We start from the raw sequence: 19428 nt of genomic DNA, 5'->3' as shown, positions 1-19428 counted from the left end.
GGATTAGATGCTTAGTTTTGTTACTAAATCTTCAAATTTCCGAATCGTTTCTTCCATTGAAACTTCCGATTTTCCGCCGGCAGCATTCCGATGTCCGCCACCGTTAAAATGATCTCTTGCAAACTGATTGACATCAAAATCGCCTTGAGATCGGAATGAAATCTTGATAATTTTTTCTTCTTTATTTTCGATAAATATAGCGGTAAAAAGGATTCCTTTAATGCTTAGTCCGTAATTTACAATACCTTCCGTATCTCCTTTTACATAATCAAAGGAATTTAGTTCCAATTGCGTCAGTGTAGTATAGGCCGTTTTATGTTCCGTAATCACTTTCATATTCTGAAGTGCTCTTCCCAATATTTGTAATCGTCCAAAAGAACTGTTATCAAATAATAAGCTAGGAATTTCAGTGTTTTCAACGCCCAAATCAATTAGTTCAGCCACAATTCTATGGGTTGTTCCCGTAGTTTTTGGGAAACGAAACGAACCGGAATCCGTTAGAATTCCTGTATAAATGCAGGTTCCAATGGTTTTGTCAATATCTTCTTTTTTTCCAAGATGCGATATAAAGTTATAAAGCATTTCGCAAGTTGATCCAAACGAAGTGTCCGAATAAGTTACCACAGCGTATTCATCTGGTTTTTGATGATGATCTATCATTACAAAAGGAGCTCTCAGCTTGGCTAAAACGTGTTCCATTTCGCCTGTGCGATGCAATGCATTAAAGTCTAATGTGAAAATAAGTTCAGCATCTTCAAGGATTTTTGTGCAGTTTTGTTTGTCTTTTTCAAATATTTTAACGGTTTCTGAACCCGGCATCCAAGCCAGAAAATCCGGAAATTCATTTGGAGAAACCACAACAGGATGGTGATTGTTTTTTAATAAAAAATGATACAAACCCAGTGTAGAACCCATAGCGTCTCCGTCAGGACCTCTGTGCGGGATTATGGCAATTTTTTTTGGAGTTGATAGTAACAACTGTATCGCTTGTATGTCTTGTATTTTCATAGTCTGCGAAATTACATTTTTTTACTGTAATGTTGAAAACATTTATACAATTAACAAACTTTTAGAAGGTTATAAAAAGTCGGTATTTTTTCTTTTCAATTTTTGATACAAATGGTATTTTGCTCCTCTGACAATTTGAGCATTATAAATTCCCACTGGCCCCGAAGAAAAGTAGGCAATGCTGCACGCTAAACCAATGAAAATGCCGCTTTCGATCCCGAAAAGTTCCATTCCCATAACCGTACAGGCAATAGGCGTGTGGGTAGCTCCCGAAAATACCGCTACAAATCCCATTCATGCCAAAAGGGCTATTGGTAAAGGAACAAAAAGCGATAAAGCGCTTCCTAAAGTGGCACCAACAAAAAATAATGGTGTGACTTCACCTCCTTTGAATCCCGCTCCCAGCGTAAATCCTGTAAAAAGTATTTTTAGCAGGAAATCATAGGAAGCATTTGGGTTTGAAAAAGCATCGACAATCATAGGGACTCCAAGACCAATGTATTTTGTGGTTCCAATAAAATATACGGCTAGTGCTATAAAACATCCGCCCACAAAAGTGCGGAGCGGAGGAAACGCTATGGTTTTAGAAAATAAATGTCCCCAAAAGTGTGTGCTTCTGGAAAAAAGCATGGCGGCTAAACCAAATAAAATACTCACGAGAAGTACCCAAAATAGAGTCGTAAAGTTATTTTCCGGCAGAAATGGAATCGCATAAGGGGTGTGCTTTACATGCCAAAGTTCCACGGTGAAATAAGCGATATATGCAACCAAAAAAGAAAGAAAAATGCTTTTGAAATTGATTTTACTAAAATAAACAACCTCTAAAGCGAATAAAGCTCCGGCTAAAGGAGTTCCAAAAATGGAGGCAAATCCAGCGCTGATTCCCAGAATGAGTATCGTTTTTCTTTCGGAATTATTAAGCTGAAACAGTTTTGTAAACTGATCTGCAATGGCACCACCCATTTGCACGGCAGTTCCTTCTCGACCGGCTGAACCGCCAAAAAGATGGGTGATTAAAGTGCCAGATAGGACCAAAGGAGCCATCTTTAAGGGAATGATTTTCTGTGGATTTTCGTATTCTTCCAGTATTAAATTATTCCCTTTGACTACTGATTTTCCCCAATAATGATACCCTAATCCTATTAGTAAGCCGCCTATTGGCAAAAGCCAAATGATCCAGTTGTTGTTTTCTCTTATGTGAGTAACCCACTCTAAGGAAACCAGAAAAAAAGCAGATGCCGATCCGGAAAAAATACCTATTAAAATGCAGATGAAAAACCATTTGAATAGAAGTGACGAAGTTTTTTTAGTTTTCTCTGAATTCATTAGTAGAATGGGCAAAGTGTTATTTTGCAAAAGTATTATAAACCTTCTTGAATTAATGGTTTTTCGGTGGCTATTGCGGTGATTTCAATTTCGACTAAATATTCAGGAGCAACCAGTTTGCTGATTTCATAAAAACCGGTCGTGGGTTTAATCTCCTTAAAAAATAGGGCATGAGCCTTGGCAACATCTTCAAATGTAGTAATGTCAGTAGTGAAAATTCGTGTTCTGATGACATCTTCCATACTTACTTTTAAGTCTTCGAGAACTACTTGTACGCGTTCTAAAATGTTTACTGTTTGTGCATACGCATCAGTAGCTTTTACTTTTTCGCCATCAATAATAGCAACTGTACCAGATACTTCGATAGTATTTCCGATACGTACCGCTCTGCAATATCCCATCTTGTCTTCCCAAGGTGAACCGGTCAATATATTTTCTCTTTTCATTTTAGTAGTGTTTAAATCTTGTTTAGTAATAAAAATGCGATTTATGATATGGCATACTATTTGCAAGTTAGAAAAAAAAGTGAAATAAAAATACCGATTTTGGATTAAAAAAAATCAAATTTTATCAGGGATATTTTAGTTGTTTTATTCTCTTTAATGTAATAAAATGCAGATTTTGGAGTTATAAATGAAAGTTAAATTGTTGCCTGATTTTTGAATAAATACAATTGGTTTTTTATTTTTAAAATTTTACAAGCACCGGATAAACTAATTTAGAAAGTTATGAAAAGGATTTTATTTTTAATGATTGCCATCAGTATGTCTTTAAGCGGATATGCCCAGAATGAATTTAGCTCAAAATTTAAAGCGATTCCACTTAAAAATAATGCACCAAAAATAAAAAAAGCAATTCCGCCCAAAGCAGATATTCCGCCAATTAATACGCCAAACGTATTTAAAAATCCGGAAATATTGAACCCCAAACCAAGTCCTTCGCTTCCCAGTACGCCTGCAGCTAACTTCTCCATGACTCCTAAAAACGAGTTTATCAATCCCGGAGATGTTTATAAAGACAAATGGAATAAAAAAGAGGAAAATACGGAGGGCGTTGTCTATAGAAAGAATCAAAATTTGGGTAATTTCGCCACGGGATCAGTTACTGCTAAGGTAATGTATCGGGATGCAGCTTATGTTGATGGCGATAAGATTAGGGTGTATTTAAATGACAGAGTAATAGAATATCAAGTGAACCTCGATAGTGCCTTCAAGGGTTTTGAAATCGTGTTGGAAAAAGGCTTTAATAAGATAGATTTTGAAGCATTAAATCAAGGTAGTTCGGGTCCTAATACCGCCGAATTTAAAGTGTATGATGATAAAGGTGGTTTGATCTCAGCAAGCCAGTGGAATCTTGGAACTGGTTTCAAAGCCACTATTATTTTGGTAAAAGAATAAAAAAATAGGTAAGTTAAATAAGAAAAACCGTTGGATATTATGAATATTCAACGGTTTTTTATGTTTAAAGATGTTTTGTCTAAAACGGATCTGCAGTAACTTGAAATTTCATGTCTGATTTTACAGTAATATCTTGAGTTAATGATTCTTTAATAACTGCCTTAGTCCTTATTTTATAGGAAGGTGCCTTGATGTATTTGTCTAATTTTTGAGAGATACAAATTAGATTAATCGTATTTGAAGTGGAATTAATATCGTCTAAATAAGCCAATTCAATTTCATCATTAGCATCTGTTGAAATATATAGGTGTATTGATTTTAAAAAGCGGAATGTTTTATCAGTTGGTTCAGTGATAGTTAATTTTAACGCTGTCAACTTTACATCTTTTACTAAATCTGCTTTTGTATTGTTGTTTTCAAATTCTTTACTTGAATTCGTGGTTATTTCCGGTGTTACTACTTCAAATAGAGCCCCAACTGGGAAAGCACTGTCAATTGTAAAAGAGGTTTCGTCATCGATTGTAAACGTTAATAAATCATCAATTACACTGCATGAAATGGCAATAAGGCCAAAAATTGCAACTGCTATAAATTTCTTTGCTTGCATTTTCTTTCTGTTTTTACGAGATTATGAGGGCTGCAAATGTACTCTTTAATATTCTAAACCTAATTTTAGAATAAACCCAAAATTGCGATACAAGATCAGATGTCTTTTCAGTAGACAAGAGAATTTTTTTAGCAACTTAAAAGAAAATAAATATTTTTCAAAATTCAATTTTTCAATTCAAAATATAAAAAGTATTTTTGCGCATGCAACACAACGTACTTATTTTAGATTTCGGATCGCAATACACACAGCTTATTGCGCGTAGAGTTCGCGAATTAAATATATTCTGCGAAATTTTTCCTTACAATCATTTTCCGAGTGATTTATCATCTTATAAAGCAGTTATTCTTGGAGGAAGCCCTTTTTCTGTCCGTTCAGAAGATGCACCACATCCAGATTTATCTCAAATTAGAGGAAAGCTTCCTATGCTGGCCGTATGTTACGGTGCGCAATATTTATCCCATTTTAGTGGTGGAGAAGTAGCGGCCTCAAATACCAGAGAATATGGTAGAGCTAACTTGTCTTATATAAAAGAAGACGAAGTTTTCTTTGAAGGTGTTTCTGAAAACAGCCAAGTTTGGATGAGTCATAGTGACAGTATCAAAGCTTTGCCAACCAATGGCGTAAAACTGGCAAGCACTCATGATGTGGAATTTGCCGCTTACAAAATTGAAGGTGAAACAACGTATGCGATTCAATACCATCCTGAGGTTTTCCATTCTACAGATGGATCAAAAATGCTGGAAAACTTTTTAGTAAAAATAGCAGAAGTTCCTCAAAACTTTACACCAAATGCTTTTGTTGAAGAAATGGTATCCGAACTGAAAGAAAAATTACAAGACGATAAAGTCGTTCTTGGACTTTCTGGAGGAGTAGATTCTACCGTGGCGGCAGTTTTATTGCATCAAGCTATTGGAAAAAATCTATACTGTATTTTTGTAAATAATGGTTTGCTTCGTAAAAACGAATTCCAAAATGTATTGGATCAATATAAAGGAATGGGTTTGAACGTAAAAGGAGTTGATGCCGGTGATCGTTTTTTATCTGAATTAGCAGGTGTGAGTGACCCGGAAACCAAACGTAAAATTATTGGACGTGTATTCATCGAAGTTTTTGATGATGAATCTCATCTTATCGAAGATGTAAAATGGTTGGCGCAAGGAACTATTTATCCTGATGTTATTGAATCAGTTTCGGTAAAAGGCCCTTCAGCAACTATTAAATCGCACCATAATGTGGGCGGTTTGCCAGATTATATGAAATTGAAAATTGTAGAACCGCTTCGCATGCTTTTCAAAGATGAAGTGCGTAGAGTAGGAGCTACATTAGGAATTGATCCTGAATTATTAGGAAGACATCCTTTTCCGGGACCTGGATTATCGATTCGTATTTTAGGTGATATCACACCTGAAAAAGTTCAGATTTTACAAGATGTAGATGCTGTTTTTATTGACGGATTGAAATCTTGGGGATTGTATGATAAAGTGTGGCAGGCAGGAGCAATTTTACTTCCTGTAAATAGCGTAGGAGTTATGGGTGATGAACGCACATATGAAAAAGTGATTGCGCTTCGAGCTGTAGAATCTACTGATGGTATGACGGCTGATTGGGTGCATTTACCGTATGATTTCTTGATGAAAGTTTCGAATGATATCATCAATAAAGTAAAAGGTGTGAATAGAGTGGTGTATGATATCAGTTCAAAACCGCCTGCAACAATTGAGTGGGAATAATATCGTTTTTTAACATTAAGTCATTACATTTGTGATGACTTAATTGTTTTAAATCATAATTTATGAAAGAATTTTTACGAATTTTGTTTTTAGTAGTATTGTTTTCAAATGTCATTCTTGGACAAGAAAGTGTAATGCAACATACCGTTATTAAAGGGGAAACAATAACACAAATCGCATTAAAGTACAAAACAACCCCTGCGGCTATTTATAAACTTAATCCGGAATCTCAGTCCGGAATTCAAGAAAACCAACTTCTTAGTGTTCCTAATGTTGTCTTACATCAAAGTGATAGTGTTATACACATTGTAGGTCCTAAAGAAACACTTTACGGTTTAGCTACAAAATACAATGTAAAAGTTGAAGCACTTCGAGAGGTAAATGAAACAGTGCTCGTTAATGGCTTGAAAATAGGACAGGAGTTAGTCATTCCGAAATTTTTTGAATCTAAAAAAACAGGGTCTGACCAGCAAACCATCAATGCTGCTAATTCAAAAATTACTCATAAAGTATTGCCTAAAGAGTCCTTGTTTGGTATTGCAAGATTGTATAATGTGTCTGTTCAGGATTTAGACAAAGCTAATTCAGATATTTTTAAAGTAGGATTGCAAGTAGGACAAAATTTAGTCATACCAAACAAACGAAAAACGGTCGATGGTAGAACCAGAATTATTAATTCTGAAACTATTTTTCATGATGTTCAGTTTAAAGAAACTAAATACTCAATAGCCAAAAAATACGGAATTACAATTGATCAATTGGAATCACAAAATCCTGAAATTGTAAATGGATTAACTCAAGGAAATAAATTGGCTATAAATGTTAAGCAGATAGCTCCTTCAAACGAAAATGAAGAGTTGATGATTGCATTGGCAGAGAAGCAAGTAGTGCTAGAGAAAACCAAAGCTAAAAATATCCAATTAGAGGATTTAAAAGACAAGCTTACCGTTCAAAAAGAAATAAATCAAAAAGTTATTAAGGTTAATAATTTAAAAATTGACCTTAACGAGATAGATGATGCCAAAGAAGGTTCAGAGGAGAGGCTCAAGTTAGTCTTAGAAGCTAATAAAAATATTCAGGATATATTGATTTCAAAATTAGATTCATTAGTATACATGATGAATGAAGATTTGTCAGAATTAAAAAATACTGAGATTGAAAATCTAGAGAAATCAAAGCAATTGGAGGCTAAATCGTATGAAAGTATTTCTAGAACCAGTGAATTGTCATTTCAATTGAAAAAAGATTTAGCTCAAAATAGAAAAGTGTATTCTACATTGATGAATAAAGTGCAGCGTATCGCTGTTGAAAAAAACATTGAATACAAGAAGAAAGTACGGGAAAATAGTAAAGCTGATCTTGCGGAGTCTGACAATGAAATTACTTCTCTTGATACTTATAAAAAGATGGAATCAGACCAAAAACGAAGAGATGAATTAAATGAAGTGCTTCTAAAGAAAATTGATTCGTTAGGCGGAGAGAAAAAAATTGAATTAAAAAGACATATTAGTATGGCTACTTTTTACAGCAGAGAAGCAAGAAATTTTGATGATAAATTAGCGTTGGTGCGATTAAAAAGATACCAAAATAAAGCGCAGGAGTCTCAAAATCAAAATCCAGTTTCTAAAGATTTAAACCAACTAAATTTAGGGGAGATAAAAGAAGCTATAGAGCAGGATTCTTTAAGTGAGGGAAATAGATCTAAAATAGAAATATTAGATAATCTTAAAGAAGTGCCGGCAGGGTATTACATTGTTTTAGGAGATTTTAGTGAAGCAGAGGACAGAGATAAATTTATAATGAAATTGATTGATGCCGGAGAATTGAATTCCAGTTTTTTCTTTAATGTAAATATTATGTCATATTATGTTTTTACTGAATTTTTTACTACTGAAGAAGAAGCTCTTTATGAATACAAACAGAAGAAAAACAAAGAATTTTTTGAAAAAATGTTTGTTGTAAAGATTGAACAGAATTAATTTATTTAGGAAACAATTAACTACTCTTTTTAAAGTTCATCACTAATTTTACAAAAACTAAAAAATTAATTTATTATACTCAGCATGAAATATTTTTTAACATTCTTTGTTGTTCTTTTTTTTATTTATTTTCCAAGTCAGGCTCAAAATAAAGTGATACAACATAATGTAACAAAAGGAGAAACTATAAATCAAATTGCACAAAAATATAAAGTCACTCCTTATGATATTTATCAATTAAATCCAGATGCACAAAGTGGTTTGAAACCTAATACAATCTTGTTAATTCCTCGAAATTCTGGAAAGCAAGTAGTAGTTCAAACCAAAAAAAGTACTCCGTCTACAATGCATCAAGTGGCTTCAAAAGAGACTTTATATGGTATTGAGAAAAAATATGGTGTTACAGATGAAGCATTAAAACAAGCGAATCCTTTTCTTGAAAAAGAGGGTTTACAGATTGGACAGACGCTTACAATTCCTTCGAATGTTATTTTGAAAAATAATACTCCAATCACTGAAAAAGTGGTGTTTCATTATGTGCTTCCAAAAGAAACTAAATATTCTATAGCAAAGCAATACGGAATTACGATTGAGGAATTAGAGCGCAAAAATCCTGAAGTAGTCACTAATTTACCGGAAGGATTTAAATTATTGATTAAAGGTAATCCCGAAACTTTGGGACCAAAACTAGATAAAACTGTTCCGGTAACTGAATCCAAAAAAGAGATTGTTACTACAAATCCAGTAAAAACAGCTTCTGCAGTAAATTACTTAAATTATATTGTAAAGCCAAAAGAGACCTTATATAGTTTGTCTAAAATGGCAGGTATAAGTCAGGAGGAAATAACAGCACTCAACCCTGAATTGGCTCAAGGCGTTATTGAAGGTATGGTTTTGAAATTTCCTGCTACAATAGCATTTTCTCCACAAGTTAAAAAAGAGTACATAGAATTGTCAAACAACAAGCGAAGTAACGGCAGAAAAAAGCTGGTACTACTGTTGCCGTTTAACATATCCAAGATTCAAGGTGATACGGTCAATTCGACTGCAATGCGCTGAAAAAAGGATAAATTCTTGAACATGACTTTGGATTTTTATGCTGGAGCATTAATTGCTATTGATTCTGCTAAAACATTAGGACTTGATATCGATGTGAAGATATTCGATTCGCAGGAAACCAAAAACAGTTCCAATGTTGCTGCTCTGATCAAAAATAATGATTTAGAAAATTCGGATGCCATAATTGGACCATTCTACCAAAGCAATGTGGAGAAAACTGCCGAATTATTGTTGGCAAATCAAGTGCCTGTAATTTCACCTTTGTCAAAAGATTTAGGAGTTTCATACGCTAATATTTTTCAATCGATTCCAGCTCCTGAAGCAGTCAAGAATGCCATGTTCGATTATATGCGTTCTAAAGGCGGTAATATTGTAGCAGTAGTTGACAAGAAAAAAGGTTCGATAATTCAGTTTATCAAAGAGAATCACAAAGATGTACGATTTTCAGCGCTTACCGCAAACGGCGGCGTTTCTGCTGAAAATTTGAAAAGTTTATTTGTAAAAGACAAGATAAACTATGTTGTGATGGAAACAGGAAATACGGGAATGATAAAATCTACAATAGCGGCAATGTTAAGTGCTATGTCTTCTTATAAAGTACAGTTGGTAATTTTGGAACCTAATGAAACGTTGGATACTGATGAAATTAATTTTGTAAATTTAACTAAATTGAAATTAATGTATCCTTCGGTTACTCGTGAGAATGAATCTCAGGAAGCTTTAATTTTCGAAAAGGAATTTAGAAAGAAAAACAAAATTTACCCGAGTGTTTTTGCCACTCGTGGATTTGATATTACTTTTGATACAATGTTGCGTTTGTCACAAGATAAAAAATATCAGGAAACAATTGATATAGCGGCAACGGAACAAATAGACAATAAATTCGAATTTTATAAAAAAGAAGACGGTGGTTACACAAATAAAGGAATCTATATTTTATATTACGACACGGATTTAACCATAAAAGTAGCAGAATAATGACATCAATAGTGACGTATTTAGGAGATTTAAGAACGTCATCGATTCATTTGCAATCGGGAACCGAAATCCTTTCGGACGCTCCGGTAGACAATAACGGAAAAGGTGAGGCTTTTTCTCCAACGGACACTGTTGCAAACGCATTAGCAACTTGCATGATGACTATAATGGGTATCAAGGCACGAGAAATGGAAGTTGATTTGACAGGTTCTACCGCCGAAGTAATTAAAATTATGATTGCAGAACCCAGGCGTATTGGCGCGATAGAAATTGCTTTTGAGATGTATGGCACGGCTGAGGTAAAAAACAGAACAATACTGGAAAGAGTAGCGATGACTTGTCCCGTTTTTTTAAGCTTGCATCCTGAAATTGAGAAACGAATAATTTTTAACTGGAAATAAAGAGATTTGAGAAGCAAGAGATAAGAAACAAGAAGTAGTAATAGTTCTTGTTTCTTATCTCTTGCTTCTTTTTTAGTATAAAATGGATCAAAACCAAAAACAACTCATCAAGCTATCCCACACCAAAATGCCTTTTGGCAAATACGAAGGGTGGTTTCTTATTGATATTCCTGAATATTACATTGTTTGGTACAGCAATAAAGGGTTTCCTAAAGGAGAATTAGGTGAACAGCTGAAATTAATTTACGAATTGAAGCTCAACGGTCTGGAGGAGTTAATTAGGAATATAAAAAAACGTTATCCAAAACCATAGTATAGCATCTATAAGACTCCATAGATTATTAGAGAATTGTATTTTGCTTTTTTTTTAAACCAAAAAAGAGTCTGAAAATCTAACAGGCTAATATTCTAATAGTCCAATTAAATTTGTACTTTTGCCACGTTTTTTACACAACTACAACACAAACAACAACAGAATGAATCAAACGAAATATATTTTTGTTACAGGCGGTGTGACTTCTTCTTTAGGGAAAGGAATCATTGCTGCATCATTGGCAAAATTGTTACAAGCAAGAGGATACCGTACAACCATCCAAAAGTTTGACCCATACCTTAATGTAGATCCCGGGACATTAAACCCTTATGAGCATGGGGAATGTTATGTTACTGATGATGGTGCAGAAACCGATTTGGATTTAGGGCATTACGAGCGTTTCTTGAATGTTCCTACTTCTCAGGCGAATAATGTTACGACAGGAAGGATTTATCTTTCGGTTATTGAAAAAGAAAGAAGAGGAGAATTTCTTGGTAAAACGGTTCAAGTTGTACCTCATATTACCAATGAAATCAAGGAAAGAATGCAGTTGCTTGGAAATTCCGGAGACTACGATATTGTAATTACAGAAATTGGTGGAACGGTAGGAGATATTGAATCTTTGCCGTACATCGAATCTGTTCGTCAATTGGTTTGGGATTTGGGAGAACATAATGCCATTGTAATTCATCTAACTTTAATACCTTATTTGGCTGCTGCGGGAGAATTGAAAACAAAACCAACACAGCATTCTGTTAAGACGTTGATGGAGAGTGGGATAAAAGCTGACATCTTGGTTTGTAGAACTGAGCATGAACTTTCTGAAGAGTTACGCAACAAACTGGCTTTGTTTTGTAATGTAAAAAGAGAAGCGGTTATCCAGTCGATAGATGCTTCGACTATTTATGAAGTTCCTAATTTAATGTTGGAAGAAGGACTTGATGTTGTTGCGTTAAAAAAATTGGATTTGCCTAAAAAAGCTGCTCCGGATTTAAAAAACTGGAATACTTTTTTAAGAAGATTAAAAAATCCGAAACATACCGTGAATATCGGTTTGGTTGGAAAATATGTAGAAATGCAGGATTGTTATAAATCTATTTTGGAGGCGTTTATTCATGCAGGTGCTGCAAATGAAACCAAAGTAAATGTGATTTCCATTCATTCAGAACATATTGACGCGAATAATATAAGCGAGAAATTTTCTGGTTTAGACGGGATTTTGGTTGCTCCGGGTTTTGGAGAAAGAGGAATTGAAGGAAAAATTGCAGCAGTGCAATATGCTCGTGAAAATAAAGTGCCGTTCTTCGGAATTTGTTTGGGAATGCAAATGGCGATTATAGAATATTCCAGAAATATTTTGGGGTATGCTGATGCTAATTCAACCGAAATGAATGAACACACTGCTCATCCGGTGGTAAACCTTATGGAAGAGCAAAAAACAGTTACTGATAAAGGTGGTACAATGCGTCTTGGTGCATGGAAATGTGATATCAAAAAAGATTCATTGGCCTATAGAATATATGGAAAGGAAACTATTTCGGAACGTCACCGTCATCGTTATGAGTACAATAGTAATTATGTTGCGCAATTGCAAAACGCAGGATTGCTTGCTTCTGGAGTAAATCCAGATACCGGATTGGTGGAGATTATAGAAATAGAAAATCATCCGTTTTTTATTGGGGTACAATATCATCCGGAATATAAAAGTACGGTTGCAAATCCGCATCCTATTTTTGTGAATTTTGTGGCAGCAGCTGTTCTAGCGAAGAAGAAATAATATAATTCTATGGAGCTGAACTTTAAACTTTAAATTTTAAACTTTTTTTAATTACAATGGAACAAAAAAAATTCGACCTCAATTCGATTATCGGTTTTGCATTAATTTTTGGTATTTTGGTTTTTATCATGTACCAAAATCAACCTGACCCAAAAGTGGTTGCGGCTGAAAAAGCACAAAAAGAGTTATTGATCAGAGAGGCTAAAACAAAAGAGTTAGAAGCTAAAACTGTAGCAAAAGCTACGGTTGCAGTAGCAACTACGGGAGATTCTACTCAATTGGCGCAATTGCAAAAGACACTAGGGAATTTTGCGTATTCTGCGACACTTCCTTCTGCGAAGGCGGGTGTTACCATTATCGAAAACGATTTAGTGAAGCTTACAATTGCCAATAAAGGAGGGTATATTGTTGAGGCTACTTTGAAACAATTCGAAAAATTCAAAAAAGGTTCTGGACAATTAGTGCAATTGATAAAAGACAATAATGCTAATTTAAATGTACAATTACTAACGAGTGATAACCGTACTTTAAATTCTAAAGACTTGTATTTTGAACCTACTTTGACGAAAATAGGAGCAGATCAAGTATTGTCAATGAAATTGAAAGCGGGAGCCAATGAATTCTTGGAGTACAAATACATTTTGAAACCAAACGATTATATGATTGGTTTTGATATTCGCTCCCAAGGATTGAATAAAGTATTGAATACTGCAAAACCATTGGATTTAGAATGGAATTTGAAAACCTACAGAAATGAGAAAAGTGTATCATATGAAAACCGTTATACAGAAATCTATTTCGAACATGAAGAAGGGAAAATTGATTATGCCGGTTTAGGTCAAACAGAAGAATCTGATTTGGAAAAAGCAACTTTTATTGCTTTCAAACAGCACTTTTTCTCTACGATTCTCTTATCAAAAACACCTTTGGAAACAGCAAAAGTGAAGTCTGATAATTTAGTTATAGATGATAAAATTGATACTACGTATACCAAACAATTTAAAGCTAATATTCCTCTGGCGTTTACCAATGGGGAATTAGACCACAAAATGAGTTGGTATTTTGGTCCAACGGATTATAAAACATTAAAATCATACGATCTGAATCTTGAAAAAATCATTTCATTAGGTTGGGGGATTTTCGGATGGATTAACAAGTTTATATTTATTCCGTTATTCGGATTTTTAAGTTCTTACATTGCTTACGGAATTGCGATTATTATTTTTACAATAATTATAAAAATCGCGATGTCGCCTATTACTTTTAAATCTTTCTTGTCACAGGCCAAGATGAAAGTATTGCGTCCTGAAATTACAGAATTGGGTGAAAAATTCAAAAAAGACCCAATGAAAAAGCAACAGGAAACGATGAAGTTATATAACAAAGCGGGCGTGAATCCTATGGCAGGTTGTATTCCGGCTTTGATTCAATTGCCATTTATGTATGCTTCGTTTCAGTTTTTCCCGTCGGCTTTTGAATTGAGACAAAAAAGCTTCCTTTGGGCAGATGATTTATCGTCTTTTGATGAAGTTATACGTTTGCCTTTTTATATTCCTTTTTACGGAAATCACATCAGTTTGTTTCCTGTTCTTGCTTCGATTGCGATTTTCTTCTATATGAAAATGACTTCTGGTGACCAACAAATGGCTGCTCCGCAACAAGAAGGAATGCCGGATATGGCAAAAATGATGAAAATCATGATTTATGTGTCGCCAATAATGATGTTGTTTTTCTTTAATAGTTATGGTGCGGGATTGAGTTTGTATAACTTTATTTCGAATCTGATTACTATCGGAATTATGATTGTCATCAAAAGATACTTTATCGATAGTGATAAGATTCATGCGCAAATTCAAGAGAATAAATTGAAAGAGCCAAAGAAACAAGGTAAATTCCAGAAGAAACTTCAAGAAGTTATGGAACAAGCTGAAGCTCAAAAGGCACAACAGAAGAAAAAATAATTCATAAAAAAAGCTCTCAATTTTTGAGAGCTTTTTTTTTGTTTTAAAAATTACAGAGTCGGCAATAAGACTTTGTCTATGGCATGAATAACACCATTGGAACATTGTACATCAGTTATGATAATATTTGAAATTCGATCCCTTTTGTCTTTAATTTTTGCGCCACCACTAAGCTGAATTGTAAAGGTTTGTGCAGGTGTCAAAATAGGAGTTACAATTTGCCCATCTATTAAACTAGTGGCCAAAACATTAGCAGGGCTTACCACATGGTATTGTAAAACTTTAGTCAAGTCTGCTGCTGAAACTCCTGCAATTCCTCCTGGAGCTAATTCAGTATTTAATGCAGTAAAAGCAGCATTTGTAGGAGCAAAAACAGTAAACGGACCCGTTCCGGATAATGCAGTTACAAAATTGGGTTGACCTGATCGGTTTAGAACACTAACTAAAGTACTAAAATTGGCATTTGCAGCAGCATGAGTTACAATAGTTGGCAAATCAATAACTTTATCTACGATGTGTATTACACCATTAGAAGCCATGATGTCCGCAGTTGTAACTGTTGCAATTCCGTTGAGTTTCACTCCTGATGAGATGTTAACATACATACTTAGCGTATTAGTCGTGGATGCAGTTCCTTTGGCAAGAGTTTTAATGTAGCCTGTAGTTAAATCAGTTGATTTTACTGAACCATTAACTACATGATTAAGCAAAATTTGTGTTAATGCTTCTTTTGGTACATCATTTATTGTAGCATAAGGAGTTGTAGCTAGAAAAGCGGTAAAGGCTTCATTAGTTGGTGCAAAAACAGTAAATGGACCAGCTCCTTTTAAAGTAGTTGCTAAATCAGCCTTAACAAGTGCCTGAACTAAGATGCTTAAGTTAGCAGTGGCAGTTGCTTTTCCTGTAATGGTATTGTCTACAACTACATTATTATCGTCATCATCACACGATACTGCTGCGATTGAAAATAATACAATCAGAGCCCAATTTCTAATTTTAGATACATTTTTCATAGTGTTTGTTGTTTATTTGTTTCATCTAAATTAGTAAACTGATTTCTAATTTTGTTTATTTTTTATCTAAAAATGATAAACAATATGAAAATTTATTATTTTTTTTAAAGTTGTTTAATTTTTATTTTAACTGCATAAAATAGTATTTAACACGTTGTTGTTCAATATTATATGGGTTTTAGGGTTATTTTCAATACACTATTCGCAAAGAATAGTAACAGGATGCTTAAACAATTTATAAAATGCTTTATTTTAAATATTTGTAGAGAAAATTATTTCAATATCACGAAGGGAATTGGTTGGGTTTAAAATTTGAAATTTGCTGTGATTTTGTGTTGACTTAAAAGAATAGTGTATTTTATTTGCGAAATAATAGAGCGAGCACCAACTCTAATAAATTCGTATTTTTGCTAAAATAAAAAAGAAGATTCTCAGTTTTAAAGTGTGGACTAAATACAAAGTAGTAATGATAAAATATAAGATTAGTTTTTTTGCCTTTTTGATTTTTGCGCTTTTCAGCCAAAATGTTGTATCCCAAACCGATTTTAATAAATTAGATGTAAAAGGGAAAAAGCACGGGGTATGGAAAGGGTTTTATGAGGAATCTAAACGCCCAAGATATGAAGGGACTTTTGAGCACGGAAAAGAAATAGGAATTTTTAATTTTTTTGATGACACTAAAGCTAAATCTATAATTGCCACAAGGGAATTTAATGCAAAAGACAATTCGGCTTATACCATTTTTTATGATCAGAATAAAAATAAAGTCAGTGAAGGTAAAGTGGTCAATAAAGTATTTGAAGGACAATGGAAATATTACCATCTCGCCTCTAAAAATATAATGACAACGGAACACTATAGCAAAGGTAAGTTGGAAGGTTTGCGTTCCGTTTTTTATCTAAGTGGTAAAATTGCGGAAGAAATTAATTATATAAATAATTTTAAAAATGGTTTTTATAAAAAATACACCGAGAAAGGTATTCTGTTAGAAGAGTCTATTTTCAAGAATGATCAGTATAGCGGTTTGGCAATCTTTAGAGATTCTGATGGGAATATGGTTTCTAAAGGGCAATTTGTAAATGGAAAAAAATCAGGTAATTGGCAGTTTTTTGAGAAAGGAAAATTAGTTAAAGAAATGAATATGAGCTTTCCGGAAAATGCAACAAAATCTAAATTGTAATTTTTTTTAAAAATTAATTATTTTGACATAAAATAATTTTCGGTAAAATTAGTTATGATTTAATAATAGATTTATTTTTATTCAAATTATTAATGGATAAATTTAACAAGACGAATAATTCAATTTTTCACTTGTTAATTAATTGCTAATGAGTGTATTGATATTGTGTAAAAGGTTTAGTTTTGCAAAATTTAATTTATAAATTGTAATCAAAACGTACTAGCTTTGTCTTAGTTTAGTATTGCATTACGTTTATAAAAGAGTCTGTAGCCCTCTAATATTTTAGATAAATAAAACGTAATATAGATAAAATGAAAAAACTTTTTTTTGTTTTAATGTCAATTGTAATGTTGATGTTTAGTATCAAAATTTTGTCAAAAAACACTAATGATAGTTCCATAATTTCGGTGTTTAATAATGCTACAGAGGAAAAAATTTTTAATCGAGCAAAAATTATTAAGAAATTTATTGTCAATAATTCTAAATATAATAATGAAATCGCTTTCATTATTGATATGAAGATTATGTCTGGGAAAAATAGATTTTTTGTCTACGACTTAAAGAACAATGTAATAATCGATCAAGGTTTGGTTGCTCATGGTATTGGCTCACAAACACAAACTGAAGGTGAACTAATTTTTAGCAATGAACCTAATTCTCTTTCTACCTCATTAGGTAAGTACAGTATAGGATCCAGCTATAATGGGCAATTTGGAAAATCATACAAATTATTCGGGTTAGAGGAAACAAATAATAAAGCTTTTGCGAGAAATATTGTTCTTCATAAATATTCTAAAGTGCCTTTTGGAGAACAAGAGAATCCAATTTGTAAAAGTTTTGGCTGTCCAATGATAAATGTGGAATTTTATAAAAGAATTGAAAAGTTAATCGATAATTCAAAAACTAATATCATTTTAGATATTTTCTATTGATAATACAATAAAGATAAAACGCTAATCAAAAAACCTCATTCCAGAAATTCTGAATGAGGTTTTTTGATTAGCGTTTTATTTTAAAGCAACGATTTTGCGACCGAATGAAACCTTTTGTCAATCAAATTATTTACAGAAGTTGGTTCAATAATATTTTTGACACTTTCTAAAATGGATCATTCAGCAACAGTAGCAGCACTTTTTTCAAATTATTCAGTTGACTATTTTAAGGAAGAATGTAATTTAGAAAAGCAAAATAGGTAGATTTTTATTTGTTTCTAATTCAAATCAATTAGCATCTGATTCAAATTTTCACTTCATATTAAGCGCATTTTAATCTGTAAAAAATACGGATTAGTGCTTCTGGAAATGTAATAATTTTGGATAACAATTAACTTTATAGATAACAAATACTCTTGCAAATCTTTTGTAACTTTGCACCCTTGTAAAATTATAATTTTTTGTAGATGAAACGTGTTGTTGTAGGACTTTCCGGAGGTGTAGATTCAAGTGTTGCTGCTTATTTGTTGCAACAACAAGGGTACGAAGTTATTGGTCTTTTTATGAAGAATTGGCACGATGATTCGGTCACTATTTCTAATGAATGCCCGTGGCTGGAAGACAGCAATGATGCATTGCTTGTTGCCGAAAAATTAGGAATTCCATTTCAAACCGTTGATTTAAGCGAAGAATACCAAGAGAAAATCGTGGACTATATGTTCAATGAATATGAAAAAGGGAGAACTCCAAACCCTGATGTACTCTGTAATCGTGAAATAAAATTTGAGGTTTTCATGAAAATTGCTTTGAGTTTGGGCGCTGATTTTGTAGCTACAGGACATTATTGCCAGAAAACCGAAATCGAAAAGAATGGAGAAACGATTTATCAATTAATAGCCGGTGCAGATACTAATAAAGATCAGTCGTATTTTCTATGTCAATTATCACAAGAGCAATTGGCTAAATCTTTATTTCCTATTGGAGAATTAACAAAACCTGAGGTTCGTGAAATAGCCGCTCAAATGGAGTTGATTACTGCCGAGAAAAAAGATTCACAAGGTCTATGTTTTATTGGAAAAGTACGTTTGCCTGAATTTTTGCAACAAAAATTACAGCCTAAAGACGGAATTATTATCCAAATTGATAAAAATGATCCTGTTTACAGTTCTGAAATACAAGAAGGAGTAAGTGTTGAGCTTGCTTTAAAATTAGAAGCAAGAAAAATTCCGTATACGCCACAAATGGGAAAAGTTGTTGGAAAACATCAAGGTGCACATTATTTTACTATTGGACAACGAAAAGGATTAAATGTCGGAGGTACAACGGATCCATTGTTTATTATTGCTACAAATGTAGAAACCAATACAATTTATACCGGATTGACCAGTCAGCATCCTGGATTATTCAGGAAAGCTTTGCGTATCGAAAAAGAAGAAGTGCATTGGATTCGTGAAGATTTGGCTTTGGCCAATGGAGAAACAATGGAGGTAATGGCAAGAATACGGTACAGACAGCCCTTACAAAAAGCCATTTTACATCAATTCGAAAATGAAATGTACATAGCTTTTGATGAACTACAATCTGCCATAACCGAAGGACAATTTGCAGCTTGGTATTTAGGTGAAGAATTAGTTGGTTCTGGTGTAATTTCTTAGTTTAGTGCTTTATTTTAATTTCAATAAACGTTTCCTTTGCCTTAAGTAGGAGTGTCATAGAAAACTGCAATCTTGTTTCTAACCAGTGGAATTTAGCATATTTATGGCT

At 33.4% G+C, this 19428-nt stretch carries 16 protein-coding genes and 1 pseudogene; 12 read left to right on the top strand and 5 right to left on the bottom strand.

Features of this window, described 5'->3' with window-relative positions; translation table 11 throughout:
• Positions 1-3: 3 nt before the first annotated feature.
• The 3 genes and pseudogenes from AC0J6S_RS16280 to AC0J6S_RS16270 form a co-directional block, all read right to left on the bottom strand.
• Positions 4-1008: a DHH family phosphoesterase gene (locus AC0J6S_RS16280; RefSeq protein WP_474954780.1), complete on the bottom strand. Its 1005-nt coding sequence runs from the start codon at positions 1006-1008 to the stop codon at positions 4-6.
• A gap of 69 nt (positions 1009-1077) precedes the next feature.
• Positions 1078-2334: pseudogene (locus tag AC0J6S_RS16275) on the bottom strand (voltage-gated chloride channel family protein).
• Positions 2335-2369: 35 nt separating this feature from the next.
• The gene (locus AC0J6S_RS16270) at positions 2370-2780 is read right to left on the bottom strand and encodes a RidA family protein (protein ID WP_474954779.1); all 411 of its coding nucleotides are present in this window, start codon (positions 2778-2780) and stop codon (positions 2370-2372) included.
• A gap of 282 nt (positions 2781-3062) precedes the next feature.
• Here AC0J6S_RS16270 and AC0J6S_RS16265 point away from each other — a divergent pair, with 282 nt between their 5' ends.
• Entirely contained in the window at positions 3063-3731 is a 669-nt protein-coding gene (locus AC0J6S_RS16265; RefSeq protein ID WP_474954778.1) for a hypothetical protein, read from the top strand.
• Between the two features lie 79 nt (positions 3732-3810).
• Here AC0J6S_RS16265 and AC0J6S_RS16260 read toward each other — a convergent pair whose 3' ends face one another.
• Positions 3811-4338 (bottom strand): hypothetical protein, encoded by a 528-nt coding sequence (locus AC0J6S_RS16260; protein WP_474954777.1) that lies wholly within the window; start codon positions 4336-4338, stop codon positions 3811-3813.
• A gap of 203 nt (positions 4339-4541) precedes the next feature.
• Between AC0J6S_RS16260 and guaA the strand changes: the two genes are divergently transcribed.
• The 8 genes from guaA to yidC all read left to right on the top strand — a co-directional run bounded on the left by guaA (position 4542) and on the right by yidC (position 14539).
• Entirely contained in the window at positions 4542-6071 is a 1530-nt protein-coding gene (gene guaA, locus AC0J6S_RS16255) for a glutamine-hydrolyzing GMP synthase (RefSeq protein ID WP_474954776.1), read from the top strand.
• Between the two features lie 62 nt (positions 6072-6133).
• On the top strand, positions 6134-8050 hold the full coding sequence (locus AC0J6S_RS16250; protein WP_474954775.1) for a LysM peptidoglycan-binding domain-containing protein: 1917 nt from the start codon (positions 6134-6136) through the stop codon (positions 8048-8050).
• Positions 8051-8134: 84 nt separating this feature from the next.
• Positions 8135-9109, top strand: coding sequence for a LysM peptidoglycan-binding domain-containing protein (locus AC0J6S_RS16245; RefSeq protein ID WP_474954774.1), 975 nt, complete (start codon positions 8135-8137; stop codon positions 9107-9109).
• A gap of 21 nt (positions 9110-9130) precedes the next feature.
• Complete coding sequence (locus AC0J6S_RS16240; RefSeq protein ID WP_474954773.1) at positions 9131-10087, top strand: ABC transporter substrate-binding protein; 957 nt, start codon at positions 9131-9133, stop codon at positions 10085-10087.
• Positions 10087-10488 (top strand): OsmC family protein, encoded by a 402-nt coding sequence (locus tag AC0J6S_RS16235; RefSeq protein ID WP_474954772.1) that lies wholly within the window; start codon positions 10087-10089, stop codon positions 10486-10488. Before AC0J6S_RS16240 ends, AC0J6S_RS16235 begins: the two co-directional genes overlap by 1 nt.
• 82 nt (positions 10489-10570) lie before the next feature.
• Positions 10571-10801, top strand: coding sequence for a DUF3820 family protein (locus AC0J6S_RS16230; RefSeq protein WP_474954771.1), 231 nt, complete (start codon positions 10571-10573; stop codon positions 10799-10801).
• Between the two features lie 163 nt (positions 10802-10964).
• Positions 10965-12578 carry a CTP synthase gene (locus AC0J6S_RS16225; protein WP_474954770.1) on the top strand — a complete coding sequence of 538 codons (1614 nt, stop codon included), beginning with the start codon at positions 10965-10967 and terminating at the stop codon, positions 12576-12578.
• A gap of 56 nt (positions 12579-12634) precedes the next feature.
• A complete protein-coding gene (gene yidC, locus AC0J6S_RS16220; protein WP_474954769.1) occupies positions 12635-14539 on the top strand; it encodes a membrane protein insertase YidC in 1905 nt (634 codons plus the stop codon).
• Positions 14540-14589: 50 nt separating this feature from the next.
• Here yidC and AC0J6S_RS16215 read toward each other — a convergent pair whose 3' ends face one another.
• Positions 14590-15552, bottom strand: a complete 963-nt coding sequence (locus AC0J6S_RS16215) for a fasciclin domain-containing protein (protein WP_474954768.1) — start codon at positions 15550-15552, stop codon at positions 14590-14592.
• A gap of 466 nt (positions 15553-16018) precedes the next feature.
• On the opposite strand from AC0J6S_RS16215, the gene AC0J6S_RS16210 reads away from it, so the two are divergent.
• The 3 genes from AC0J6S_RS16210 (at position 16019) to mnmA (ending at position 19319) form a co-directional block, all read left to right on the top strand.
• Positions 16019-16732, top strand: a complete 714-nt coding sequence (locus AC0J6S_RS16210; RefSeq protein WP_474954767.1) for a toxin-antitoxin system YwqK family antitoxin — start codon at positions 16019-16021, stop codon at positions 16730-16732.
• Between the two features lie 311 nt (positions 16733-17043).
• A complete protein-coding gene (locus AC0J6S_RS16205) occupies positions 17044-17664 on the top strand; it encodes a murein L,D-transpeptidase catalytic domain-containing protein (protein WP_474954766.1) in 621 nt (206 codons plus the stop codon).
• Positions 17665-18131: 467 nt separating this feature from the next.
• On the top strand, positions 18132-19319 hold the full coding sequence (mnmA, locus tag AC0J6S_RS16200; RefSeq protein WP_474954765.1) for a tRNA 2-thiouridine(34) synthase MnmA: 1188 nt from the start codon (positions 18132-18134) through the stop codon (positions 19317-19319).
• Positions 19320-19428 lie beyond the last annotated feature (109 nt).

This window comes from Flavobacterium sp. TS_SC_5, from assembly GCF_056156265.1.
The sequence above is the reverse complement of the archived record's forward strand: the minus strand, read 5'-3'. Positions and strand labels throughout refer to the sequence as shown.

Coding starts and splice junctions, on each gene's coding strand:
- yidC (WP_474954769.1), top strand. CDS start 12,635: ATGGAACAAAAAAAATTCGACCTCAATTCGATTATCGGTTTTGCATTA.
- AC0J6S_RS16240 (WP_474954773.1), top strand. CDS start 9,131: ATGACTTTGGATTTTTATGCTGGAGCATTAATTGCTATTGATTCTGCT.
- mnmA (WP_474954765.1), top strand. CDS start 18,132: ATGAAACGTGTTGTTGTAGGACTTTCCGGAGGTGTAGATTCAAGTGTT.
- guaA (WP_474954776.1), top strand. CDS start 4,542: ATGCAACACAACGTACTTATTTTAGATTTCGGATCGCAATACACACAG.
- AC0J6S_RS16245 (WP_474954774.1), top strand. CDS start 8,135: ATGAAATATTTTTTAACATTCTTTGTTGTTCTTTTTTTTATTTATTTT.
- AC0J6S_RS16235 (WP_474954772.1), top strand. CDS start 10,087: ATGACATCAATAGTGACGTATTTAGGAGATTTAAGAACGTCATCGATT.
- AC0J6S_RS16280 (WP_474954780.1), bottom strand. CDS start 1,008: ATGAAAATACAAGACATACAAGCGATACAGTTGTTACTATCAACTCCA.
- AC0J6S_RS16215 (WP_474954768.1), bottom strand. CDS start 15,552: ATGAAAAATGTATCTAAAATTAGAAATTGGGCTCTGATTGTATTATTT.
- AC0J6S_RS16230 (WP_474954771.1), top strand. CDS start 10,571: ATGGATCAAAACCAAAAACAACTCATCAAGCTATCCCACACCAAAATG.
- AC0J6S_RS16260 (WP_474954777.1), bottom strand. CDS start 4,338: ATGCAAGCAAAGAAATTTATAGCAGTTGCAATTTTTGGCCTTATTGCC.
- AC0J6S_RS16250 (WP_474954775.1), top strand. CDS start 6,134: ATGAAAGAATTTTTACGAATTTTGTTTTTAGTAGTATTGTTTTCAAAT.
- AC0J6S_RS16270 (WP_474954779.1), bottom strand. CDS start 2,780: ATGAAAAGAGAAAATATATTGACCGGTTCACCTTGGGAAGACAAGATG.
- AC0J6S_RS16210 (WP_474954767.1), top strand. CDS start 16,019: ATGATAAAATATAAGATTAGTTTTTTTGCCTTTTTGATTTTTGCGCTT.
- AC0J6S_RS16205 (WP_474954766.1), top strand. CDS start 17,044: ATGAAAAAACTTTTTTTTGTTTTAATGTCAATTGTAATGTTGATGTTT.
- AC0J6S_RS16225 (WP_474954770.1), top strand. CDS start 10,965: ATGAATCAAACGAAATATATTTTTGTTACAGGCGGTGTGACTTCTTCT.
- AC0J6S_RS16265 (WP_474954778.1), top strand. CDS start 3,063: ATGAAAAGGATTTTATTTTTAATGATTGCCATCAGTATGTCTTTAAGC.